We start from the raw sequence: 18,980 nt of genomic DNA, 5'->3' as shown, positions 1-18,980 counted from the left end.
ATGATGACCAGCTTTATCTGGCAATAAATGATATCGACCACACGAAGACCAAAGCGATGTCGCCGCAGACGAACGGCATCTGCGAACGGTTCCACCGGACGATATTGCAGGAGTTTTATCAGGTAGCATTCCGCAAAAAACTGTATGGCGAACTTGATACATTACAGTCGGCTCTTGATGAATGGCTGGTTCACTATAATAATGAGCGAACCCATCAGGGGAAAATGTGCTGTGGCCGGACGCCAGTGGAAACGTTACTTGATGGAAAACACATCTGGGCTGAGAAAAATTTAAGCCAGATGTAATCTGACAGACACCTGTATAAATAACCGGTAACTGTCAGATCAGGTCTGAGCTAATACAACTACTGCTCCACGCCAGCGCGTGCTCTGGTGGGTTAAGACGCTAGCGAAAGCTCAGACTTTCCTGCGTGCTGCGCCAGCCATTTGCCGATCTGCGCCTGCTGCTGCTCATTCAGCCACATCCCCTGTTTTGTCCGGCGCCAGATGGCATCCTCAAGAGTGCGTACCCACTCATGTTCCACCAGGTATTTCAGCTCTGCTTCATAGAACTCATGGCCAAAATGTTCACCCAGATCCGCTATCGATGCCGCCTCGGCGAGGATCAGCTCACTGTTGCTGCCGTAGGTACGGGCATAGTGACGCGCCATCGATTCGCTGATATATGAGAACCGGCGGCGCAGTTTAGCCGCGTAATCGTCGCGGTCACCATCGATATCACCGCCGGGTAGCACGGCCGTTTTGGTCCAGGCCGGGCCGATGCCTTTGTAGTAGGGCGTCAGTTTTTCCAGCGCGTGCTCGGCCAGTTTGCGATAGGTCGTCAGCTTGCCGCCAAATACCGACAACAGCGGCGCCTGACCCTGTTCGTCATGGATATCCAGGGTGTAGTCGCGGGTAATCGCCTGCGGTGAATCGGACTCGTCGTCGCACAGCGGACGGACGCCGGAGTAGGTCCAGACGATATCGTCGCGGGACAGTGTCTTTTTAAAGTGCGCGTTATAAGCGTTCAGCAGGTAGCTGATCTCGTTGTCATCGATCTTCACTTTCTGCGGATCGCCGTTGTACTCAACATCAGTGGTGCCAATGATCGAGAACTCATCCATCCACGGGATCACGAACACAATACGTTTGTCTTCATTTTGCAGAATGTAGGCCTGTTTCTGAGTGTGGACGCGCGGCACCACAATGTGGCTGCCTTTAATCAGGCGAATGCCGTACGGCGAGCGCAGATGTATCCCCTCGTCAAAGAAGTGTTTGACCCACGGGCCGGTAGCATTGACCAGACCACGGGCCTGCCAGATGAATTTCTCGCCGCTATCGATATCTTCTGCCTCGACAATCCACAGGCCGTTTTCGCGTTTCGCCGAAATAGCCCGGGTACGGGTCCGGACTTCGCCACCTTTGCGGACCACCATCTGTGCGTTAGCCAATACCAGACGTGCATCGTCAACCCAGCAGTCAGAATATTCGAAACCGCGCACTATTTCAGGTTTTAATACCGATTCTGCGCCAAATCGCAAACTGGTCGAGCCGGGTAAGCTGGTGCGTTTCCCCAGATGATCGTACATAAACAGACCGATACGGATCATCCAGGCCGGGCGCAGGTGCGGGCGATGTGGCAAGCGAAAACGCATGGGAAAAGCGAGGTGCGGCGCCATTTTTAACAGCACTTCGCGTTCGGCCAGCGCTTCGCTGACCAGGCGGAATTCATAGTGTTCAAGGTAGCGCAGCCCGCCGTGAATCAGCTTCGAACTGGCGCTGGAAGTGGCACAGGCGAGATCGCGTGCTTCCAGCATCAGTACGGATAAACCACGCCCGGCGGCGTCTGCCGCGATACCGGCACCATTGATGCCTCCCCCTATCACAATCAGATCTTTGGTTTCCACGTTCGCTACCTCTGGCACTTTCGTTTAAGCTCATAAATGTTCGTTATCGATCAATATAGCAAACAAACGCGCCATTGGTAACATCAAAAAAACATTTCAGAGTGATGCGTGTAACATATTGGCGTTTATTTCCCGTCTGACGGTAAACTAGACAGTAGAATCATGGCCGGTTATCTGCCAGCAATATCATTTCGCTATATAGAGAAAGAGCACATGGACCACTTTGAATGTATCAATGTTGAAGAAGCGCACCAGAAACTGCATCAGGCAAAGGCGGTGCTGGTGGATATCCGCGATCCGCAGAGTTTTGCGATGGGGCATACGCCGGGTGCGTTTCATCTGACCAACGATACGCTGGGCGCGTTCATGCGCGATAACGACGTTGACACCGCGGTGATGGTGATGTGCTACCACGGCAATAGCAGTAAAGGTGCCGCGCAGTACCTGTTACAACAGGGCTATGACAAGGTTTACAGCGTGGATGGTGGGTTCGATGCGTGGCATCGTCATTTCCCTGCGGAAGTAGAACATGGTGCGCTTTAAGCGTAAGCACGCCATTCCGTTATTTCAGTCCTGCTTCGGATGTCATGGCTGCGGATGCGTTGTTCAGGGATGCCCAGGGCGCGCCACTCCTGCAACTCGTATATACTAGCCCCTTTGTGTGGAATAAGCGATCCGTTGTATGTTAATGATTACTTCTTTTGCTAACCCGCGTGTGGCCCAGGCGTTTGTCGACTACATGGCGACGCAGGGCATTATCCTGACCATTCAGCAGCATGATCAGAGCGATGTCTGGCTGGCCGATGAGAGTCAGGCCGGACGGGTGCAGGCTGAACTGGTTCGCTTTCTGGAAAACCCCGCCGATCCGCGTTATCTGGCGGCCAGCTGGCAATCCGGGCACACCAACAGCGGTTTGCGCTATCAGCGTTTCCCTTTCTTTGCCACCCTGCGTCACAACGCCGGGCCGTTTACGTGGGCCATTTTATGTGCCTGCATCCTGGTCTTTGTGCTGCAAAATATCCTCGGCGATCAGCCGGTCATGCTGCTGCTGGCCTGGCCTTATGATCCGTCACTGAAATTTGAAGTCTGGCGCTACTTTAGTCATGCATTCATGCACTTCTCGCTGATGCATATCCTGTTTAACCTGCTATGGTGGTGGTACCTCGGTGGGGCGGTGGAGAAACGCATCGGCACGGGTAAGCTGGTGGTCATTACCGTCATTAGCGCCTTGTTTAGCGGGTTTATCCAGCACCAGTTTAGCGGCCCCTGGTTTGGGGGATTATCCGGCGTTGTATATGCGCTGATGGGCTATGTCTGGCTGCGCGGAGAGCGGGATCCGCAAAGCGGCATCTATTTGCAGCGTGGCTTGATACTCTTTTCTTTGGTGTGGTTAATTGCTGGATGGTTTGATGTTTTTGGCATGTCGATTGCGAACGGTGCGCATGTGGCAGGTCTCGTGACCGGGCTGGCGATGGCGTTTGTCGATACGCAACATGCGCGAAAGCAAACATAGGGCCGCCTGACCCGGCTCTCTACAACGGTAGCGCCTTTATGCGAGTCTTATAATCCCAGGGATATTTCATGAAACAAACACAACGTCATGACGCCATTATCGAGCTGGTAAAAAAACAGGGATATGTCAGCACGGAAGAGCTGGTTGAGCAGTTTGCTGTCAGCCCGCAGACCATCCGTCGTGACCTGAACGATCTCGCCGAACAAAAAATGATCCTGCGCCACCACGGCGGAGCCGCGCTGCCTTCCAGTTCGGTCAATACCTCCTGGCACGACAGAAAGGCCACCCAGACGCAGGAAAAAGAGCGAATTGCCCGCAAGGTGGCCAGCCAGATCCCGGATGGCGCAACGTTGTTTATCGATATCGGCACTACGCCGGAAGCGGTTGCACATGCGCTGCTGGAACATAACGATCTGCGTATCGTCACCAACAACCTGAACGTGGCCACCACGCTGATGGTGAAAGAGGATTTCCGCATTATTCTGGCGGGCGGCGAGTTGCGCAGCCGGGATGGCGGCATTATCGGCGAAGCGACGCTGGACTTTATCTCCCAGTTTCGTCTTGATTTCGGCATTCTCGGTATCAGCGGCGTAGACAGCGATGGTTCGCTGCTGGAGTTTGATTACCATGAAGTGCGCACCAAACGCGCGATTATTGAAAACTCTCGCCACGTGATGTTGGTGGTGGATCACTCAAAATTTGGCCGTAATGCGATGGTGAATATGGGCAGCATCAGCATGGTCGATGCGGTCTACACTGATGTGATGCCGCCGGCAGGCATACTGAAGGTGATTACGGACAACAACCTTCAGCTGGAACTGTGCTAAACGGCGTTAAACGCCGTATCCCATCATTTTAAGCAACCGCTGGGCGTGCTGTACTGCATCCTGGCGGTGTGCGACTCCCAACTTCTGATACAGATTACGAATGTGGGTTTTAATGGTCGTGGCCGCCACGTCCAGCTCGCCGGCAATCTGTTCGTTGCTGTAACCGGAATAGATCAGCCCCAGTACCTGCCATTCACGCTGGGTCAGCGGGCTGGTGCGAATCAGCTCCGGGACTTCCGGATGACTCAGAAGCCGTTCGACAAAGCCCTCATCGAAGTGGGCAAACTTATGGCGATGGTGCTGGTTAATATCGCGCAGGATGCGCTGGGCGCGATGCTGTTCTAGCTCCGGTAGCGTATTGAGCTGAATAAGCTGTCGCAGCTGCTGCGCCATGGCTTCGCCTTCAATCACAAAGTGGCTGATAAACCCAGTGCGGTTGGCGAGTGCGAGCGCCTCCAGCAGGACTTTCTGTGCTTCGCTTTTGCGTCCCGCCTGCCAGTAAAGTTGGTTGAGCAGCAGCAGGTTGCGGTTAATATCGCTCATCAGGCGCAGCGAGCGGGCATTGTCGTTTAACTCTTCCAGCACCATTTCCGCCGAGTCAAAATCACCCAGCAGAATTTGCGCCCGGGCAATGTTGCGCCACTGGCTTTGCAGGAAGTGATTATTGGCGAATTCCGGTTTCGGCGTCAGACGCAACCAGTTGGTGGCCGCGGTTTTATCGCCGACCATCTGCCAGTAGAGCACCCGGACTTTATCGGCATTCGATACCCAGTCGCTATGATAGTGACCGTTGCCGAGCAGGTTTTCCAGGCGATTGAGGTGGCTGCGCGCGTTATCCAGATCGCCGCGTGCCAGCGAGCACTGTACCATCAAGGCCAGGCACTGAAGCTGCTGCTGCGGCTGATAGCTTGACAGGACATCCATACCATTACGTGCGGACGCTTCCGCCTCGTCCAGACGCGCCCAGGCCCATAGCAGCTGTGAACGAATACGTAGCAGGAATTCATGCATCGGCAGTTGCTCAAGATGCTGCTCGCGGATAAGCTGGAACGCTTTCTCCTGAACTTCCCAGGCGGCCTGCAGGAAGCCCTGAGCAAAGAGAATTTCGCTTTGCTGGATCATGCTCCACAGCGCGTAGTGCCAGATGTCATGGCGGCGGGACATCTGCTCTGTCTGCTGCATGACCGCCAGAGATTTACTTAACTGACCTTTACAATGCAGCACTTCACCGTGGACCGATGTGGCAACAATTCGGCTGTAATAGCTGGCCAATGGCAGCTCTTCTAATGCGACCATCGCCAGACGCTCGGCCTCTTCCTGATCGCCCGCGTTAATGGCGACCTGTGCACGCAGGGCGTTGAAATCGCCATGCATCGCGGTATCCATTTTCATGTTCATCTCCTGCTCGGCGCGAGCCAGCAGGGTGTTGACTTCGCTGTAACGGTGCTGGCTTTGCATCAGCCAGGCCTGCAGCAGAATCAGACGCGGATTTTCCAGCAGGTTTGTCCACGGCAGCGCCGCCAGCGATTGTTCGAGCAGCCCCAGTTCACTGTGATTAAACATGCCCCAGGCGTGATTCAATAAAATATCACGCAGCATTTTCGCATCACTGGCCGCCAGCGCATGATGAATGGCTTCGCTCGGGAAGTCCAGCGCCATCCAGCCTTCGGCGGCAGAGCGGTGAATTTCAGGTAATTCAGTTGCCAGTTCCCACTGGCAGCGCTGGCGCAGAAAATTGCCAAACAGGGGGTGATAGCGGAACCATTCGCCTGAGTCGTCCATCCGCTGTATGAACAGGCCCTGACGTTCAATCTCTTCTAACTGCATTTGCCCATTTTCTTCCCCGGTCACGCGAACGATGAGCGCATCGTTCATTGAGCGCAGCAGGGCGCTTTTCAGCAAAACATTACGCGTACGCGCGTCGACATTATCCAGTACCTCATCCACCAGATAATCAGAGAGATGACTGGCATTAATACCGGCAAGACGACGGGCGGAGTGGTGGGCGGAGGAGTTATTCTGGCGGGCTGAAAGAGCAATAAGCTGAAGCGCTGTGGCCCAGCCAGCAACGTCGTCGCACAGCCTGCTGCTGTCTTCAGCTTCAATCGGCGAGGCCAGACGGCAGTCGAAAAAGAGTTTTGCTTCCTGATGGGTAAACGCCAGTTGCTGGCTGCCAATTTCCAGCAGTTGATCGCGCACGCGCAGGTTAGCAATGCCGAGTTGCGGCAGGTTGCGCGAGAGCACCACCAGAGTCATATTCTCCGGCTGATGACGGAGGAAGAAGCGCATCGCATCGTGAATCATCGGATTGTTGATCAGATGATAATCATCAATCACCAGATACAGCGGGCGATGCCAGCCGGCGAGCTCAATAAACAGCTGCGCAAAAAGCGAGGGCAGGCTGGCATACTGGCGCTTCTGTACCAGCGTTTCGCTGGCCACACAGTGGCCGCCGGTAGCCTGCTGAACAGACGCGATCAGATAGCTGGCAAAACGCTCCTGTTGGTTGTCGCCTTCATCCAGCGAAAACCAGCCAAGTTCATTTTTCCCCGCTGCCCACTGAGAGATGAGCGTTGTCTTGCCGTACCCAGCGGGGCTGGTGACCAACACGAGACGGTAATTGTTCGCGCCGGAAAGTTTAGCCAGCAATCGCTCGCGAACCACGGTGTGTTCAAGACGGACTGGGCGACTTAATTTAGACGGAATCAACATAGTTAATCATTTCGCTGTGCAAGGGAGGATTTGCGATTTTTTTTGCGCTTCGTAATTAATGACTATTAAGGTCGACGATAATGAAAATTATTGCAAGTTATGTCCGGGGTTTATGCTCTTGAATTTGCACCAGGTCACAAATTCCCAATTAAAATCCTGCCGTTGTAAAACCGGTACCAGCGTGCGTGGTTGCTGGGTTTTCTCCGATCCAGGTACAGATAAAATAGCATCCGTTCCATTTTTTGTAGTTGTATGTTTTTATTCAATTAACTTCAGGTCGATCTTATAAATAATCATTTTGTCGGATTTGTGTGATGAGACGGGATTATTTTTTACACAATGCTTATTTTTATTTTGTGATAATTGCGGAATGGTGTTTTATCGAACGTTTTGTCTCGGCCTGTAACAAAATTTCTTCTGATGGTGAAGAACAACATAGTGTTCCTGTACGGTGAATTTTTCAGCATATTTCTGACGGAGAGCTACCGTTATAGTGGCCACGATCACACTTTTTGCTCATCCCTGCTGCTCCTCCCTGCCTAATCCCTGTCGGGATGAGGACGTTGCTTCAGGAGGTCGGCACACTAACGCTAACGTTTTAGTAAAGGACCCGGATTTCTTATGTCACAGACTTCTTTTAATAAAGATCAGTTTCAGGCTGCACTGACCCGTCAGTGGCAGCACTTTGGCTTACAGTCCGCTTCTGAGATGACTCAGCGTCAGTGGTGGCACGCCGTAAGCGGTGCGCTTGCCGAGCTGTTAGCCGCTCAACCGGTGGCGAAACCCGTCAAAGGGCAGCGTCACGTCAACTACATCTCTATGGAGTTTTTGATCGGTCGTCTGACCGGCAATAACCTGTTGAATCTGGGTTGGTATCAAGGGGTAAGCGATGAGCTGAAAGCCCATGATATTCATCTGACCGATCTGCTGGAAGAAGAGATCGATCCGGGCCTCGGCAACGGCGGCCTGGGCCGTCTGGCAGCATGTTTCCTCGACTCCATGGCGACCGTTGACCAGTCGGCGACCGGCTATGGTCTGAATTATCAGTACGGCCTGTTCCGCCAGTCTTTCGAAGATGGCCAGCAGATCGAAGCGCCGGATGACTGGGGGCGTAGCCGCTATCCGTGGTTCCGTCATAACGAACAGCTGGATGTGCAGGTTGGGATCGGCGGTAAGGTCAGCAAAAGCGGCGCCTGGGAACCGGCGTTGGTGATTACCGGTCAGGCCTGGGATCTGCCGGTGCTGGGGTATCGCAATAACGTGGCGCAGCCGCTGCGTCTGTGGCAGGCGACTCATGCTCATCCGTTTAACCTGACCAAATTTAACAATGGCGATTTCCTACGCGCAGAGCAACAGGGCATCGATGCGGAAAAACTGACTAAAGTGCTTTACCCGAACGATAACCATCAGGCAGGGAAAAAGCTGCGCTTAATGCAGCAATACTTCCAGTGCGCTTGTTCGGTTGCCGATATTCTGCGTCGCCACCATCTTGCGGGTCGTAAGCTGGCGGAACTGGCGGATTACGAAGTGATCCAGCTCAATGACACCCACCCGACCATCGCGATTCCTGAGCTGCTGCGCGTACTGATCGATGAACACCAACTGAGCTGGGATGACGCCTGGGCCATTACCAGCAAAACCTTCGCCTATACCAACCACACGCTGATGCCTGAAGCGCTGGAGTGCTGGGACGAGAAACTGGTGAAAGCGCTGCTGCCACGTCATATGCAGATAATCAAAGAGATTAACGACAGGTTTAAAACGTTGGTCGAGAAAACCTGGCCTGGCGATAAGTTGGTGTGGGCGAAGCTGGCGGTGGTGCATGACAAGCAGGTACGGATGGCGAACATGTGCGTGGTCAGCGGCTTTGCGGTCAACGGCGTTGCCGCGCTGCACTCCGATCTGGTGGTCAAGGATCTGTTCCCGGAATATCACCAGCTGTGGCCGAATAAATTCCATAACGTCACCAACGGTATTACCCCACGCCGCTGGATTAAACAGTGCAACCCGGAACTGGCCGCACTGCTGGATAAGACGCTGAAGAGAGAGTGGGTTAACGACCTCGATCAACTGATCCATCTGGAGAAATACGCTGACGATGCGGCGTTCCGCCAGACCTGGCGTGAAATTAAGCTGGCTAACAAAGTTCGCCTGGCGGCGTTTGTTCAGGCGCGTACCGGCATCGAGATCAACCCGCAGGCGATTTTCGATATCCAGATTAAGCGTCTGCACGAGTACAAGCGTCAGCATCTCAATCTGCTGAACATTCTGGCGCAGTACAAAGAGATCCGCGAAAACCCGCAGGCGGACCGCGTACCGCGCGTGTTCTTGTTCGGGGCGAAAGCCGCACCGGGCTACTACCTGGCGAAAAATATCATTTTTGCTATCAACAAGGTGGCGCAAGCGGTGAATCACGATCCGCTGGTAGGCGACAAGCTGAAAGTGGTCTTCCTGCCGGATTACTGCGTCTCTGCGGCGGAAATGCTGATTCCAGCGGCGGATGTCTCGGAACAGATCTCCACCGCGGGGAAAGAAGCCTCCGGTACCGGCAATATGAAGCTGGCGCTGAACGGTGCGCTGACCGTCGGGACCCTGGACGGAGCGAACGTTGAAATCGCCGAACAGGTCGGTGAAGAGAATATCTTTATCTTCGGTAACACCGTTGAAGAAGTTAAGGCGCTGAAAGCGAAAGGGTACGACCCGCTGAAATGGCGTAAAAAGGACAAGCTGCTGGATGCAGTCCTGAAAGAGCTGGAAAGCGGCAAGTATAGTGACGGCGACAAGCATGCTTTCGACCAGATGCTGCACAGCTTGCTGAAAGGTGGCGACCCGTATCTGGTGTTGGCGGACTTCGACGCGTATGTGGCTGCGCAAAAGCGGGTGGATGAGTTGTACCGTGACCAGGACGCCTGGACCCGCGCGGCGATTCTGAATAGCGCGCGCTGCGGCATGTTCAGCTCCGATCGCTCAATTCGCGACTATCAACAACGTATCTGGCAGGCAAAACGCTAAGGACAGGCCTATGGAGACTAAACGCCTTGATAACGCCGCGCTGGCGGCGGGAATAAGTCCTGACTACATCAATGCGCACGGTAAGCCGCAGTCGATTGCTGCGGCGACTAAACAACGCCTGCTGGATGCGATGCATCGTACAACAACCGCCACGAAAGTGGCGGTTGACCCGCTGCCGCCGGTGCAGGTTTTCACACACGGCAAGAAAATGTCGCTGCCGGTCGCCGGTCGCGGGGAATACCAGTGGATCCTCACCACCGAAGTGGGCAAACAGTATCAAGGCAAAGTGCGTGGAGGGGAGACCCTTCCGCTGCCGGCCAGACTGCCGGAAGGGTATCATTCGCTGACCCTGACTCAGGATGGCGAGCGCTGGCATTGTCGGGCGATTGTGACCCCGATACGTTGCTATGAACCACAAGCTCTGAAAGAGGGTAAAAAACTGTGGGGCGCCTGCGTACAGCTTTATACGCTGCGCTCGGAGAACAACTGGGGAATCGGTGATTTTGGCGATTTACGTGCGATGTTGCCGGAAATTTCCCGGCGCGGCGGCGCCTTTATCGGCCTTAACCCGATTCATGCACTCTATCCGGCAAATCCGGAGAGTGCCAGTCCCTACAGCCCATCCTCACGGCGCTGGCTGAACGTTATCTATATCGACGTTAACGCGGTCGATGATTTTCGTCAGAGCAAAGAGGCGCAGGCCTGGTGGCAATCGCCGGAGACACAGCGGGCATTACAGGCCGCACGTCAAACCGACAATGTGGATTATTGTGCCGTGACCACGTTGAAAATGACCGCGCTGCGCATGGCCTGGAAGCGATTTTCCGCCCGCCACGATGACGCGATGACGGCGTTTCGTCAGTTCGTGCTTCGGGAAGGCGAAAGTCTGTACTGGCAGGCGACGTATGATGCCCTGCACGCCTGGCAGATACAGCAAGATCCGCTCCGTTGGGGCTGGCCTGCCTGGCCAAAAGCGTATCAGGATATCAACAGCCCGGAAGTGAAAGCGTTCTGTACCGGACAGGCCGATGAGGTGAGTTTCTACCTCTGGCTGCAGTGGCTGGCGTATTCCCAGTTCGCAGAATGCTGGCACACCAGCCAGCACGACGCGATGCCGATTGGCCTGTACCGCGATCTGGCGGTGGGCGTGGCGGAAGGCGGCGCGGAAACCTGGTGTGACCGCGAGCTGTATTGTCTGAAAGCCTCCGTTGGGGCGCCGCCGGACATTCTTGGCCCGCTGGGGCAAAACTGGGGCTTGCCGCCGATGGATCCGCATATCATCGTTGCCCGTGCCTATGAGCCGTTCATTGCGCTGCTGCGCGCCAACATGCAAAACTGCGGTGCATTGCGCATCGACCACGTGATGTCGGTTCTGCGTTTGTGGTGGATTCCGTATGGTGAAACCGCCGACCACGGCGCCTATGTGCAGTATCCGGTTGATGATCTGCTGTCGATTATGGCGTTGGAGAGTCAGCGTCACCGCTGTATGGTGATTGGCGAAGATCTGGGTACCGTACCGGTGGAGATAGTCGGCAAGTTGCGTAAGAGCGGCGTCTATTCCTACAAAGTGCTCTATTTCGAAAACGACCATGAGAAGACGTTCCGCGCACCGCAGACGTATCCGCAACAATCAATGGCAGTGGCGACGACGCATGATCTGCCGACGCTACGTGGCTACTGGGAAAGCGGAGACCTGACGCTGGGTAAATCGCTAGGTCTGTACCCTGATGAAGGGGTTTTGCGTGGCCTGTATCAGGATCGTGAATTGGCGAAACAGGGGCTGCTGGATGCGCTGCATCAGTATGGCTGCCTGCCAAAGCGCGCCGGGCATAATGCCTCGCTGATGGCGATGACGTCGACCCTCAATCGCGGTATGCAGCGTTACATTGCGGACAGCAACAGCGCATTGTTGGGGCTACAGCCGGAAGACTGGCTGGACATGGCCACCCCGGTCAATATCCCGGGAACCAGCACCGAATATCCGAACTGGCGGCGTAAGCTGTCCACAACCCTTGAGCAGATGTTTGCTAATGAGCGGGTGAATAAGCTGATTAAGGATCTGGATAAGCGGCGCAAAGCTGTCGCTAAGAAGAAGTAGTTCCACCGCGTCCCCGGTGACGCGATGTAAAAAGGTTAACAAAAAGGCCGGGTCGCAGCGGACCCGGCCTTTCTTATGCAGATGTCTGGCTTACACCACCATCCCCAGCAGCAGACAGCCAACCAGGCCGCACACTGAGATAATGGTTTCCAGCACCGACCACGACTTAATGGTTTCTCCGATGGTCAGGTTGAAGTATTCCTTAAACAGCCAGAAGCCCGGATCGTTAACGTGAGAGAAAATAACGCTGCCGGAGCCGACGGCAATAACCATCAGTTCCGGGCTGACGCCGGTGGTGGCAATCAGCGGTGCGGCAATCCCGCCAGCGGTGATGGCGGCAACGGTCGCGGAGCCGAGCGCAATACGCAGTACCGCCGCGATAGACCAGGCCATAAACAGCGGAGACATGTTGGATTCGTGCATGATCGAGGCGATGTATTTATCCATGCCGCTATCGACCAGCACCTGCTTGAAGGCGCCACCGCCGCCGATGATCAACAGCATCATGGCGATAATTTTGATAGACGAAGTCAGCGTGTCGTTGATCTGTTCCATCGAACGCCCACGGTTCAGGCCGAAGGTGAACAGAGCGATGAGGACCGCAATCAGGGTCGCCATGACCGGGTCGCCGAAGAACTCGGCAATTGGCAGGAAGGCGTGGCCTTTCGGCAGGATCATCTCGGCAATGGCACGCATCGCCATCAGGATCACCGGTACCAGTGAGGTCCAGACGCTGACGCCAAAGCCCGGCATCTCTTCTTCGGTAAAGGTTTTCGGGTTGTGCAGTCCTTCCGGAATCGGCTTATCGATGCCTTTCAGGAAGCGAGCAAAAACCGGACCGGCAAGGATAACCGTCGGGATAGCCAGAATCGTACCGTACAGCAGGGTTTTGCCCATATCGGCGTGGAAGATAGTGGCAATCGCCGTTGGGCCCGGGTGCGGAGGTAGAAAACCGTGAGTCACAGAGAGCGCGGCCGCCATGGGAACGCCGACGTACAGCAGCGGGATGCGGGCAGATGCGGCAATGGTGAACACCAACGGTAGCATCAGCACAAAGCCCACTTCGTAGAACAGCGCGAAGCCGACGGTAAAACCGGTCAGCACGACTGCCCACTGGATGTGTTTTTTACCGAACTTAGCAATTAAGGTCGTGGCAATTCGCTGAGCGCCGCCGCAATCCGCCAGCAGCTTACCGAGCATAGCGCCAAAGCCCATGATTAGTGCGAGACTGCCGAGAGTTCCCCCAACGCCGTTTTTAATGGATACGATGACTTTATCCAGAGGCATACCTTGCATAAGTCCGACGGCGAGTGCCACCAGAACCAGAGCGATGAAGCCGTTCATTTTGAAACGGATCATCAGCAGCAATAACAGGGCAACCCCGATAGCAACGATGACTAATGGCATAATTTACCTGGCCTTTCATTTGTTATGGGTAACGTCAAATTTCAGTTTATTCCGTTTGCTCCGCCTCGGCCGGCAAACGTTACGGCGCCATAAAATCGACTATCACTCCTGTAAGAAAGGATAGCTGGCTATTTTTATAGCAGCGGTGCCTGAAAGAGATGATACGGGTAACATATGCGGATTGAAAATCACCCGACGAGGTAAAATTTTAAATATGAGACTTAAGTCATACTCTTTCCCGGGTTTTTGCCGGGCGGGCAGGGGGAAATGTTGTGCGGTAACATCGGCAGGGGCAGCCCGGCAGGGGAAATGCCACCGGGCTTAACATCGGGAAGATGAAGCGTGCTTAGTAGTAAGAGTGTTCGCCACGCTGGTGCTCGGTCAAATCGCGCACGCCTTTCAGCTCAGGGAATTCGTTCAGCAACTGTTTCTCGATCCCTTCTTTCAGGGTGACATCGACCATCGAGCAGCCGTTACAGCCGCCGCCGAACTGCAGGATAGCCAGGCCGTCTTCGGTGATTTCCATCAGCGTGACGCGTCCGCCATGGCCGGCCAGCTGCGGGTTAATCTGTGATTGCAGCAAGTATTCAACGCGTTCCATCAGCGGAGCATCGTCGGAAACTTTGCGCATCTTGGCGTTCGGTGCTTTCAGCGTCAGCTGAGAGCCAAGCTGATCGGTGACGAAGTCAATCTCAGCGTCTTCCAGATACGGCGCACTGAGTTCGTCGACATACGCCGTCAGCTGCTCAAACTTCAGCGCCGTGTCGGTGTCTTCCACCGCATCCGGTGGGCAGTAGGAAACGCCGCACTCAGCGTTTGGGGTGCCGGGATTGATCACAAATACACGAATTTGTGTCCCTTCTTCCTGATTTACCAGCAATTTGGCAAAGTGCGCTTGTGCAGCATCGGAAATACGGATCATAGCGTTGGCCTAATAGTTGACTATTTTACTGGGTTATAATACGCCCATCAGCAAGGGTCTACAAGGTACGGCATATACACCATACCTGAACTGTCGCGGCGCCGTTTCGCAAAAGCAGGCGGGATATTTCAGCGACGGTGCTTCCGGTGGTGACGACATCATCCACAATGGCGATATGGAGGCCGTGCACCGATATTTCAAGCTGAAAGGCATTTTTCAGGTTCTGTTTGCGCAAGCGGGCAGAGAGGTGGTGTTGGGTCGCAGTACGTCGGTTACGACGTAAAGCATCATGGTGCCAGGCGCACTGCAGCCAGTGCGCCAACGGTCGGCATAGCAGGTCACTTTGATTGAAGCCTCGTCGCCACTGGCGCCGCTGCCACAGCGGGACACTGACGAGACGGTCTGGTTGGGGAAATCCTTCTCTCTGGCGAACGCGTAACAGCAGTAGACGCGCCAGCGCTGGCGCCAGTTCCGGGCGATGAGAAAACTTAAGTTGATGTATCAAACCGCTCAGCGGCGGCCGGTAATCATTGACCGTGACCAGCCGGTGCCACGGCGGCGGATTCTGCAGGCAGCGACCGCAGGGGAGTTTGCTGGCCGCTGCAGGCAGGCCGCACCGCGGGCAAAGCGAATGGGGAAGTGCCAGAGAGGTGGCGCAGCGGGAGCAGATTCCCCAGCTGGCGATCGCCACCGGCATTTGGCATAGCCAGCATAAGCTGTGTACTGTTAGCATATTTCACCTCGTAATGGTGGAGAGAGAACAGTAACTGATGAACGACATCTGGTGGCAAACCGTGGGGGAAGGAAATTGTCATCTTGTGCTCCTGCACGGATGGGGACTGAATGCCGGGGTATGGGATTGCGTGACGCCGGAACTGGCCTCGCACTTTACGCTGCATCTGGTTGACCTGCCGGGCTATGGTCGTAGCAGCGGCTTTGGCGCCCTGTCGTTGGAAGAGATGGCGCAGCAGGTACTGAGCCAGGCCCCGGAACAGGCTATCTGGCTGGGCTGGAGCCTGGGTGGGTTGGTGGCCAGTCAGATTGCTTTGTGTCATCCCGAGCGTGTCCAGGCGCTGGTCACCGTGGCTTCTTCACCCTGTTTTGGCGCCGATGGCGACTGGCCCGGAATCAAAGCAGAGGTGCTGAGTGGATTTCAGCAGCAGTTGAGTGAAGATTTCCAGCGTACCGTAGAGCGGTTTCTGGCGCTGCAAACGATGGGGACGGAAAGCGCTCGCCAGGATGCCCGGGCGTTGAAAAGTACCGTGCTGTCGTTGCCGATGCCGTCCTCAGAAGTGTTGAACGGCGGGCTGGAGATCCTGAAAACGGCCGATTTACGCCAACCGCTGACTGCATTCGCGCAGCCATTCCTGCGGCTGTATGGCCGACTGGATGGTCTGGTACCGCGGAAAATTGTCCCGGTTCTGGATGCATTATGGCCGCAGAGTGAATCTGTGGTCTTTGAAAAAGCGGCCCATGCACCGTTTATCTCGCACCCGCAGGCGTTCTGTGAGCCACTGGTGGCGTTGAAAAATCGTCTGCACAATTATTTTTAGCAGGCTGTGGCAAAAATCCCGACCATAGCAATACTTAGGTTGTCACGGGGGGGAAGGCCTTTTTGTCGCCCCCGGGGCCTATAAAAACAACCTTATGGAGAGTTGAGGCTATGAAAATAATTACAGGTATTGTTGCATCTCTGGTGATTGGCTCCCTGTCTTTTGGCGCGTTTGCAGCGAAAGAGATTCAAAAAGATGAAGTGGCATCAATGAAGCTGACGAAAATCGGCAGCATTACGACTTCAAAAACGACTTCACCGATGGATGCAAAGCGCGATCTGTCGAAGAAGGCGGATGAGCTGGGCGGCAAGTATTTTGTAGTGATTGCCGGTTCGAAAAATGAGAAAACCGTTCACGCTAACGCCGACGTCTACAAATAAGCAAAAGCGGGTCTCAGGACCCGCTTTGGTTTTAGTGCTCAAGGGGCTTAGCCCTGGAGTTATCAGCGCAGTGCCCACCACTCCCGCAAGCAGGCTTTCCCCTCAGGGCAATTTTTGCAGCTACCGGACAAACAGCCGTCCGCGTCTTCCTTCATGCGCACGGCTTTCCCCATGTCTTCCAGACGACTCAGCATGGCATCGACCAGCGCCTGCGGAGCATGCAGGCGAGCGCTGAGCTGTGCCGCCTCCATCCGTCCCTGCAGGGCCAGCATATTGCGTACTTCAATCAACGACACCATGATAACTCCTTAGTGACAGTCACCTGCTGGACTCTGGCAGCAGGATGACGGCGTTTTACGCGTGGCCAGCAGGGAGACGTCGACCCGGCTACGGGATCGGCGTAACAGGCCAAAGACCAAGACGTTGAACAGCACTACCGACAGGATACACACCAGACTGTAGCGCGGATGCTGGCTGAAACTCACAGTCTGGTAGTACAGCGTGGAGAGCGAGTAGGCGATGTTCAGCCCCCACAGGATGGAGAATGACATCCAGCCACGGCTAGATTCGCGAGCGATAGCCCCCATTACCGAGATGCACGGGATATAGAGCAGAACGAAAATCAGGTAGCTGTAGGCGGCCGCTGCGCTGCCGAATTTGCTGCCCATAACGCCCATGGCGCCGGTTTCCATTTCACCATCGCCTTTGCTGGCTTCGATAGGGTTAGCCAGGACGCTCAGGCTGAAGGTGTTTTTCAGGCTCTGCCAGGTTTCATCCAGTGCGGCCAGCAGTTCGTCGCCGAGGTGGAATTCCTGCGGATTAAAGGCTTTATTCTGAATATCTTCGGCAGTGTAGAGCGTGTTTAGCGTCCCGACGACCACCTCTTTCGCCATGGCGCCGGTAAACAGTCCGACGGTGGCCTGCCAGTTATCTCCATGCACGCCAATCGGTTTAAAAATCGGCGTAATAATACGGCTGACGGAGGCCAGCGCCGAATCGTTAATGTTATCCACCAGCTTGCCGTTGAGCGAGAAGCTGTTCAGGGCGCTAAGGAAAATACTGACGATGACGATAACTTTACCCGCGCGCAGCACAAAGCCTTTCAGTCTCTGCCAGGTCTGGAGGACCAGACTTTTGATATGCGGGACGTGGTAGACCGGCAGTTCCATCACGAACGGCGATGCTTCGCCGCGCATAATGGTGTGTTTGAGCATCAGGCCGGTCAGGATAGCCATCACGATACCGAGCAGATACAGCGAGAAGACCGCCAGCGCGCCATTCTGACCAAAGAACGCGGCGGCGAAAACCGCGAAGATCGCCAGGCGCGCGCCGCAGGACATAAACGGCGCCATCATGATGGTCATCAGACGTTCGCGCGGCGCATCCAGTGTGCGCGCGCCCATGACCGACGGCACGTTGCAGCCGAAGCCGACAATCAGCGGAACAAAAGATTTCCCTGGTAGCCCCAGCGCCTGCATCAAGCGGTCCATGACGAAGGCCGCTCGCGCCATATAGCCGGAATCTTCAAGGAAGGAGAGGAACAGATACATCATGCCTATTTGCGGTACCAGCGGCAGCACGGTGTTGATACCGCCGCCCAGCCCTTGGGCAAGGAAAACGGTTAGCCAGTCCGGGAAATGCAGGGTATAACCCAGCCACTGAATACCGTGAATAAAGATAGCCACGGAGCCGGCGTCAAAGATGGGTTGTAACGCGCCGCCGATGTTGATCGCCAGCAGAAACATCAGGTACATGACAAATAAGAAGATGGGCAGCCCCAGCACGCGGCTCAGGATGATTTTGTCCATCGCGGTGGTGAAACGACTTGGCTCAGCGGTGAGCGTGTTGCTGACGGCATCGCAGATGGCGGCAATGCTCTGATAGCGGGCATCCGCGATATGCAGTGCCGGATCGTCAATTTCCGCGCTCAGATTCGCCAGGGCATCGTTGAGCTTATGCGCAGCGTTCCCGGCGTACTCGCGGCTGTAAATATCACCCTCCAGCATCTGCAAACCCAGCCAACAGCGTTGACGCTGCGGGATCTCCGGCACCATCTCCTGAGCCAGTTTTTCGGCTTCGCGCAGCAGCGGCTGCGGGTAATGCACCAGTTCAAGCGACGTATTTTGCTGGCGGCGATCGACGGCCATTTTTAACGCTTCGATGCCGCGCCCGCGAGTAGAGACCAGCGGAATCACCGGGCAACCCAGTCTGGCCGCCAACGCGTCAACGTCAATACGGATTTTTTGCTTCTCGGCAATATCCAGCATATTCAACGCAACGATGCAGGGGATGCCCAGCTCCAGTAATTGCAGCGTCAGATAGAGGTTGCGTTCCAGATTTGAGGCGTCGACCACGTTAATCAGCATGTCGGCGTCGCCGCTGAGGATATAGTGGCAGGCGATCTGCTCATCTAAAGAGGTCTGTGAAGAGATCGTCGTTAACGAATAGGTGCCGGGGAGGTCCACCAGGGTGACCTGGTAGTCAGTGGTGGTAAAGGCCCCTTCTTTGCGCTCGACGGTGACCCCGGCCCAGTTGCCGACGCGCTGACGAGCACCGGTAAGCTGATTAAATAATGTTGTCTTGCCGGAGTTCGGATTACCAATTAAACCAAGAGTTAGCTTTTTCATATTTCAGACTCTGAGTACCGGAC

The 18,980-nt window shown here is 55.1% G+C and carries 15 protein-coding genes; 8 read left to right on the top strand and 7 right to left on the bottom strand.

Annotated elements, in window-relative coordinates; genetic code table 11:
• Window positions 1-305 (top strand): integrase core domain-containing protein (locus ACZAHD_RS06930; protein ID WP_462456120.1); only part of this gene is annotated, 305 nt, incomplete at its 5' end.
• A gap of 92 nt (window positions 306-397) precedes the next feature.
• Here ACZAHD_RS06930 and glpD read toward each other — a convergent pair.
• On the bottom strand, window positions 398-1,906 hold the full coding sequence (glpD, locus tag ACZAHD_RS06925) for a glycerol-3-phosphate dehydrogenase (RefSeq protein WP_462456119.1): 1,509 nt from the start codon (window positions 1,904-1,906) through the stop codon (window positions 398-400).
• A gap of 213 nt (window positions 1,907-2,119) precedes the next feature.
• Here glpD and glpE point away from each other — a divergent pair, with 213 nt between their 5' ends.
• The 3 genes from glpE (at window position 2,120) to ACZAHD_RS06910 (ending at window position 4,246) form a co-directional block, all read left to right on the top strand.
• On the top strand, window positions 2,120-2,449 hold the full coding sequence (gene glpE, locus ACZAHD_RS06920; RefSeq protein ID WP_015585604.1) for a thiosulfate sulfurtransferase GlpE: 330 nt from the start codon (window positions 2,120-2,122) through the stop codon (window positions 2,447-2,449).
• Window positions 2,450-2,588: 139 nt separating this feature from the next.
• A complete protein-coding gene (glpG, locus tag ACZAHD_RS06915) occupies window positions 2,589-3,419 on the top strand; it encodes a rhomboid family intramembrane serine protease GlpG (protein WP_462456118.1) in 831 nt (276 codons plus the stop codon).
• Between the two features lie 68 nt (window positions 3,420-3,487).
• Window positions 3,488-4,246, top strand: coding sequence for a DeoR/GlpR family transcriptional regulator (locus ACZAHD_RS06910; protein ID WP_462456117.1), 759 nt, complete (start codon window positions 3,488-3,490; stop codon window positions 4,244-4,246).
• Between the two features lie 6 nt (window positions 4,247-4,252).
• Here ACZAHD_RS06910 and malT read toward each other — a convergent pair whose 3' ends face one another.
• Window positions 4,253-6,958 carry an HTH-type transcriptional regulator MalT gene (malT, locus tag ACZAHD_RS06905; protein ID WP_462456116.1) on the bottom strand — a complete coding sequence of 902 codons (2,706 nt, stop codon included), beginning with the start codon at window positions 6,956-6,958 and terminating at the stop codon, window positions 4,253-4,255.
• Window positions 6,959-7,579: 621 nt separating this feature from the next.
• Between malT and malP the strand changes: the two genes are divergently transcribed.
• Together malP and malQ are read left to right on the top strand one after the other, a co-directional pair.
• Complete coding sequence (gene malP, locus ACZAHD_RS06900; RefSeq protein WP_462456115.1) at window positions 7,580-9,970, top strand: maltodextrin phosphorylase; 2,391 nt, start codon at window positions 7,580-7,582, stop codon at window positions 9,968-9,970.
• Between the two features lie 10 nt (window positions 9,971-9,980).
• A complete protein-coding gene (gene malQ / locus ACZAHD_RS06895) occupies window positions 9,981-12,068 on the top strand; it encodes a 4-alpha-glucanotransferase (RefSeq protein WP_462456114.1) in 2,088 nt (695 codons plus the stop codon).
• A 90-nt stretch (window positions 12,069-12,158) separates the two neighbouring features.
• Here malQ and gntT read toward each other — a convergent pair whose 3' ends face one another.
• The 3 genes from gntT to gntX form a co-directional block, all read right to left on the bottom strand.
• Entirely contained in the window at window positions 12,159-13,475 is a 1,317-nt protein-coding gene (gntT, locus tag ACZAHD_RS06890; protein WP_462456113.1) for a gluconate transporter, read from the bottom strand.
• A gap of 346 nt (window positions 13,476-13,821) precedes the next feature.
• Window positions 13,822-14,397: a Fe-S biogenesis protein NfuA gene (nfuA, locus tag ACZAHD_RS06885; protein WP_032690439.1), complete on the bottom strand. Its 576-nt coding sequence runs from the start codon at window positions 14,395-14,397 to the stop codon at window positions 13,822-13,824.
• Between the two features lie 58 nt (window positions 14,398-14,455).
• The gene (gntX, locus tag ACZAHD_RS06880) at window positions 14,456-15,130 is read right to left on the bottom strand and encodes a DNA utilization protein GntX (RefSeq protein ID WP_462456112.1); all 675 of its coding nucleotides are present in this window, start codon (window positions 15,128-15,130) and stop codon (window positions 14,456-14,458) included.
• A gap of 37 nt (window positions 15,131-15,167) precedes the next feature.
• Between gntX and bioH the strand changes: the two genes are divergently transcribed.
• Window positions 15,168-15,950, top strand: coding sequence for a pimeloyl-ACP methyl ester esterase BioH (gene bioH / locus ACZAHD_RS06875; RefSeq protein WP_462456111.1), 783 nt, complete (start codon window positions 15,168-15,170; stop codon window positions 15,948-15,950).
• 110 nt (window positions 15,951-16,060) lie between these two features.
• A complete protein-coding gene (locus tag ACZAHD_RS06870) occupies window positions 16,061-16,330 on the top strand; it encodes a YdgH/BhsA/McbA-like domain containing protein (RefSeq protein ID WP_462456110.1) in 270 nt (89 codons plus the stop codon).
• A 62-nt stretch (window positions 16,331-16,392) separates the two neighbouring features.
• On the opposite strand, the gene feoC is transcribed toward ACZAHD_RS06870, so the two are convergent.
• Together feoC and feoB are read right to left on the bottom strand one after the other, a co-directional pair.
• Window positions 16,393-16,629, bottom strand: a complete 237-nt coding sequence (gene feoC / locus ACZAHD_RS06865; protein ID WP_462456109.1) for a [Fe-S]-dependent transcriptional repressor FeoC — start codon at window positions 16,627-16,629, stop codon at window positions 16,393-16,395.
• A gap of 9 nt (window positions 16,630-16,638) precedes the next feature.
• Window positions 16,639-18,957 (bottom strand): Fe(2+) transporter permease subunit FeoB, encoded by a 2,319-nt coding sequence (feoB, locus tag ACZAHD_RS06860; protein ID WP_462456108.1) that lies wholly within the window; start codon window positions 18,955-18,957, stop codon window positions 16,639-16,641.
• Between the last annotated feature and the right edge of the window lie 23 nt (window positions 18,958-18,980).

This window comes from Raoultella sp., from assembly GCF_039594335.1.
Lineage (GTDB): Bacteria > Pseudomonadota > Gammaproteobacteria > Enterobacterales > Enterobacteriaceae > Klebsiella.
The sequence above is the reverse complement of the archived record's forward strand: the minus strand, read 5'-3'. Positions and strand labels throughout refer to the sequence as shown.

Coding starts and splice junctions, on each gene's coding strand:
- glpE (WP_015585604.1), top strand. CDS start 2,120: ATGGACCACTTTGAATGTATCAATGTTGAAGAAGCGCACCAGAAACTG.
- glpG (WP_462456118.1), top strand. CDS start 2,589: ATGTTAATGATTACTTCTTTTGCTAACCCGCGTGTGGCCCAGGCGTTT.
- ACZAHD_RS06910 (WP_462456117.1), top strand. CDS start 3,488: ATGAAACAAACACAACGTCATGACGCCATTATCGAGCTGGTAAAAAAA.
- malT (WP_462456116.1), bottom strand. CDS start 6,958: ATGTTGATTCCGTCTAAATTAAGTCGCCCAGTCCGTCTTGAACACACC.
- malP (WP_462456115.1), top strand. CDS start 7,580: ATGTCACAGACTTCTTTTAATAAAGATCAGTTTCAGGCTGCACTGACC.
- malQ (WP_462456114.1), top strand. CDS start 9,981: ATGGAGACTAAACGCCTTGATAACGCCGCGCTGGCGGCGGGAATAAGT.
- gntT (WP_462456113.1), bottom strand. CDS start 13,475: ATGCCATTAGTCATCGTTGCTATCGGGGTTGCCCTGTTATTGCTGCTG.
- nfuA (WP_032690439.1), bottom strand. CDS start 14,397: ATGATCCGTATTTCCGATGCTGCACAAGCGCACTTTGCCAAATTGCTG.
- gntX (WP_462456112.1), bottom strand. CDS start 15,130: ATGCTAACAGTACACAGCTTATGCTGGCTATGCCAAATGCCGGTGGCG.
- bioH (WP_462456111.1), top strand. CDS start 15,168: ATGAACGACATCTGGTGGCAAACCGTGGGGGAAGGAAATTGTCATCTT.
- ACZAHD_RS06870 (WP_462456110.1), top strand. CDS start 16,061: ATGAAAATAATTACAGGTATTGTTGCATCTCTGGTGATTGGCTCCCTG.
- feoC (WP_462456109.1), bottom strand. CDS start 16,629: ATGGTGTCGTTGATTGAAGTACGCAATATGCTGGCCCTGCAGGGACGG.
- feoB (WP_462456108.1), bottom strand. CDS start 18,957: ATGAAAAAGCTAACTCTTGGTTTAATTGGTAATCCGAACTCCGGCAAG.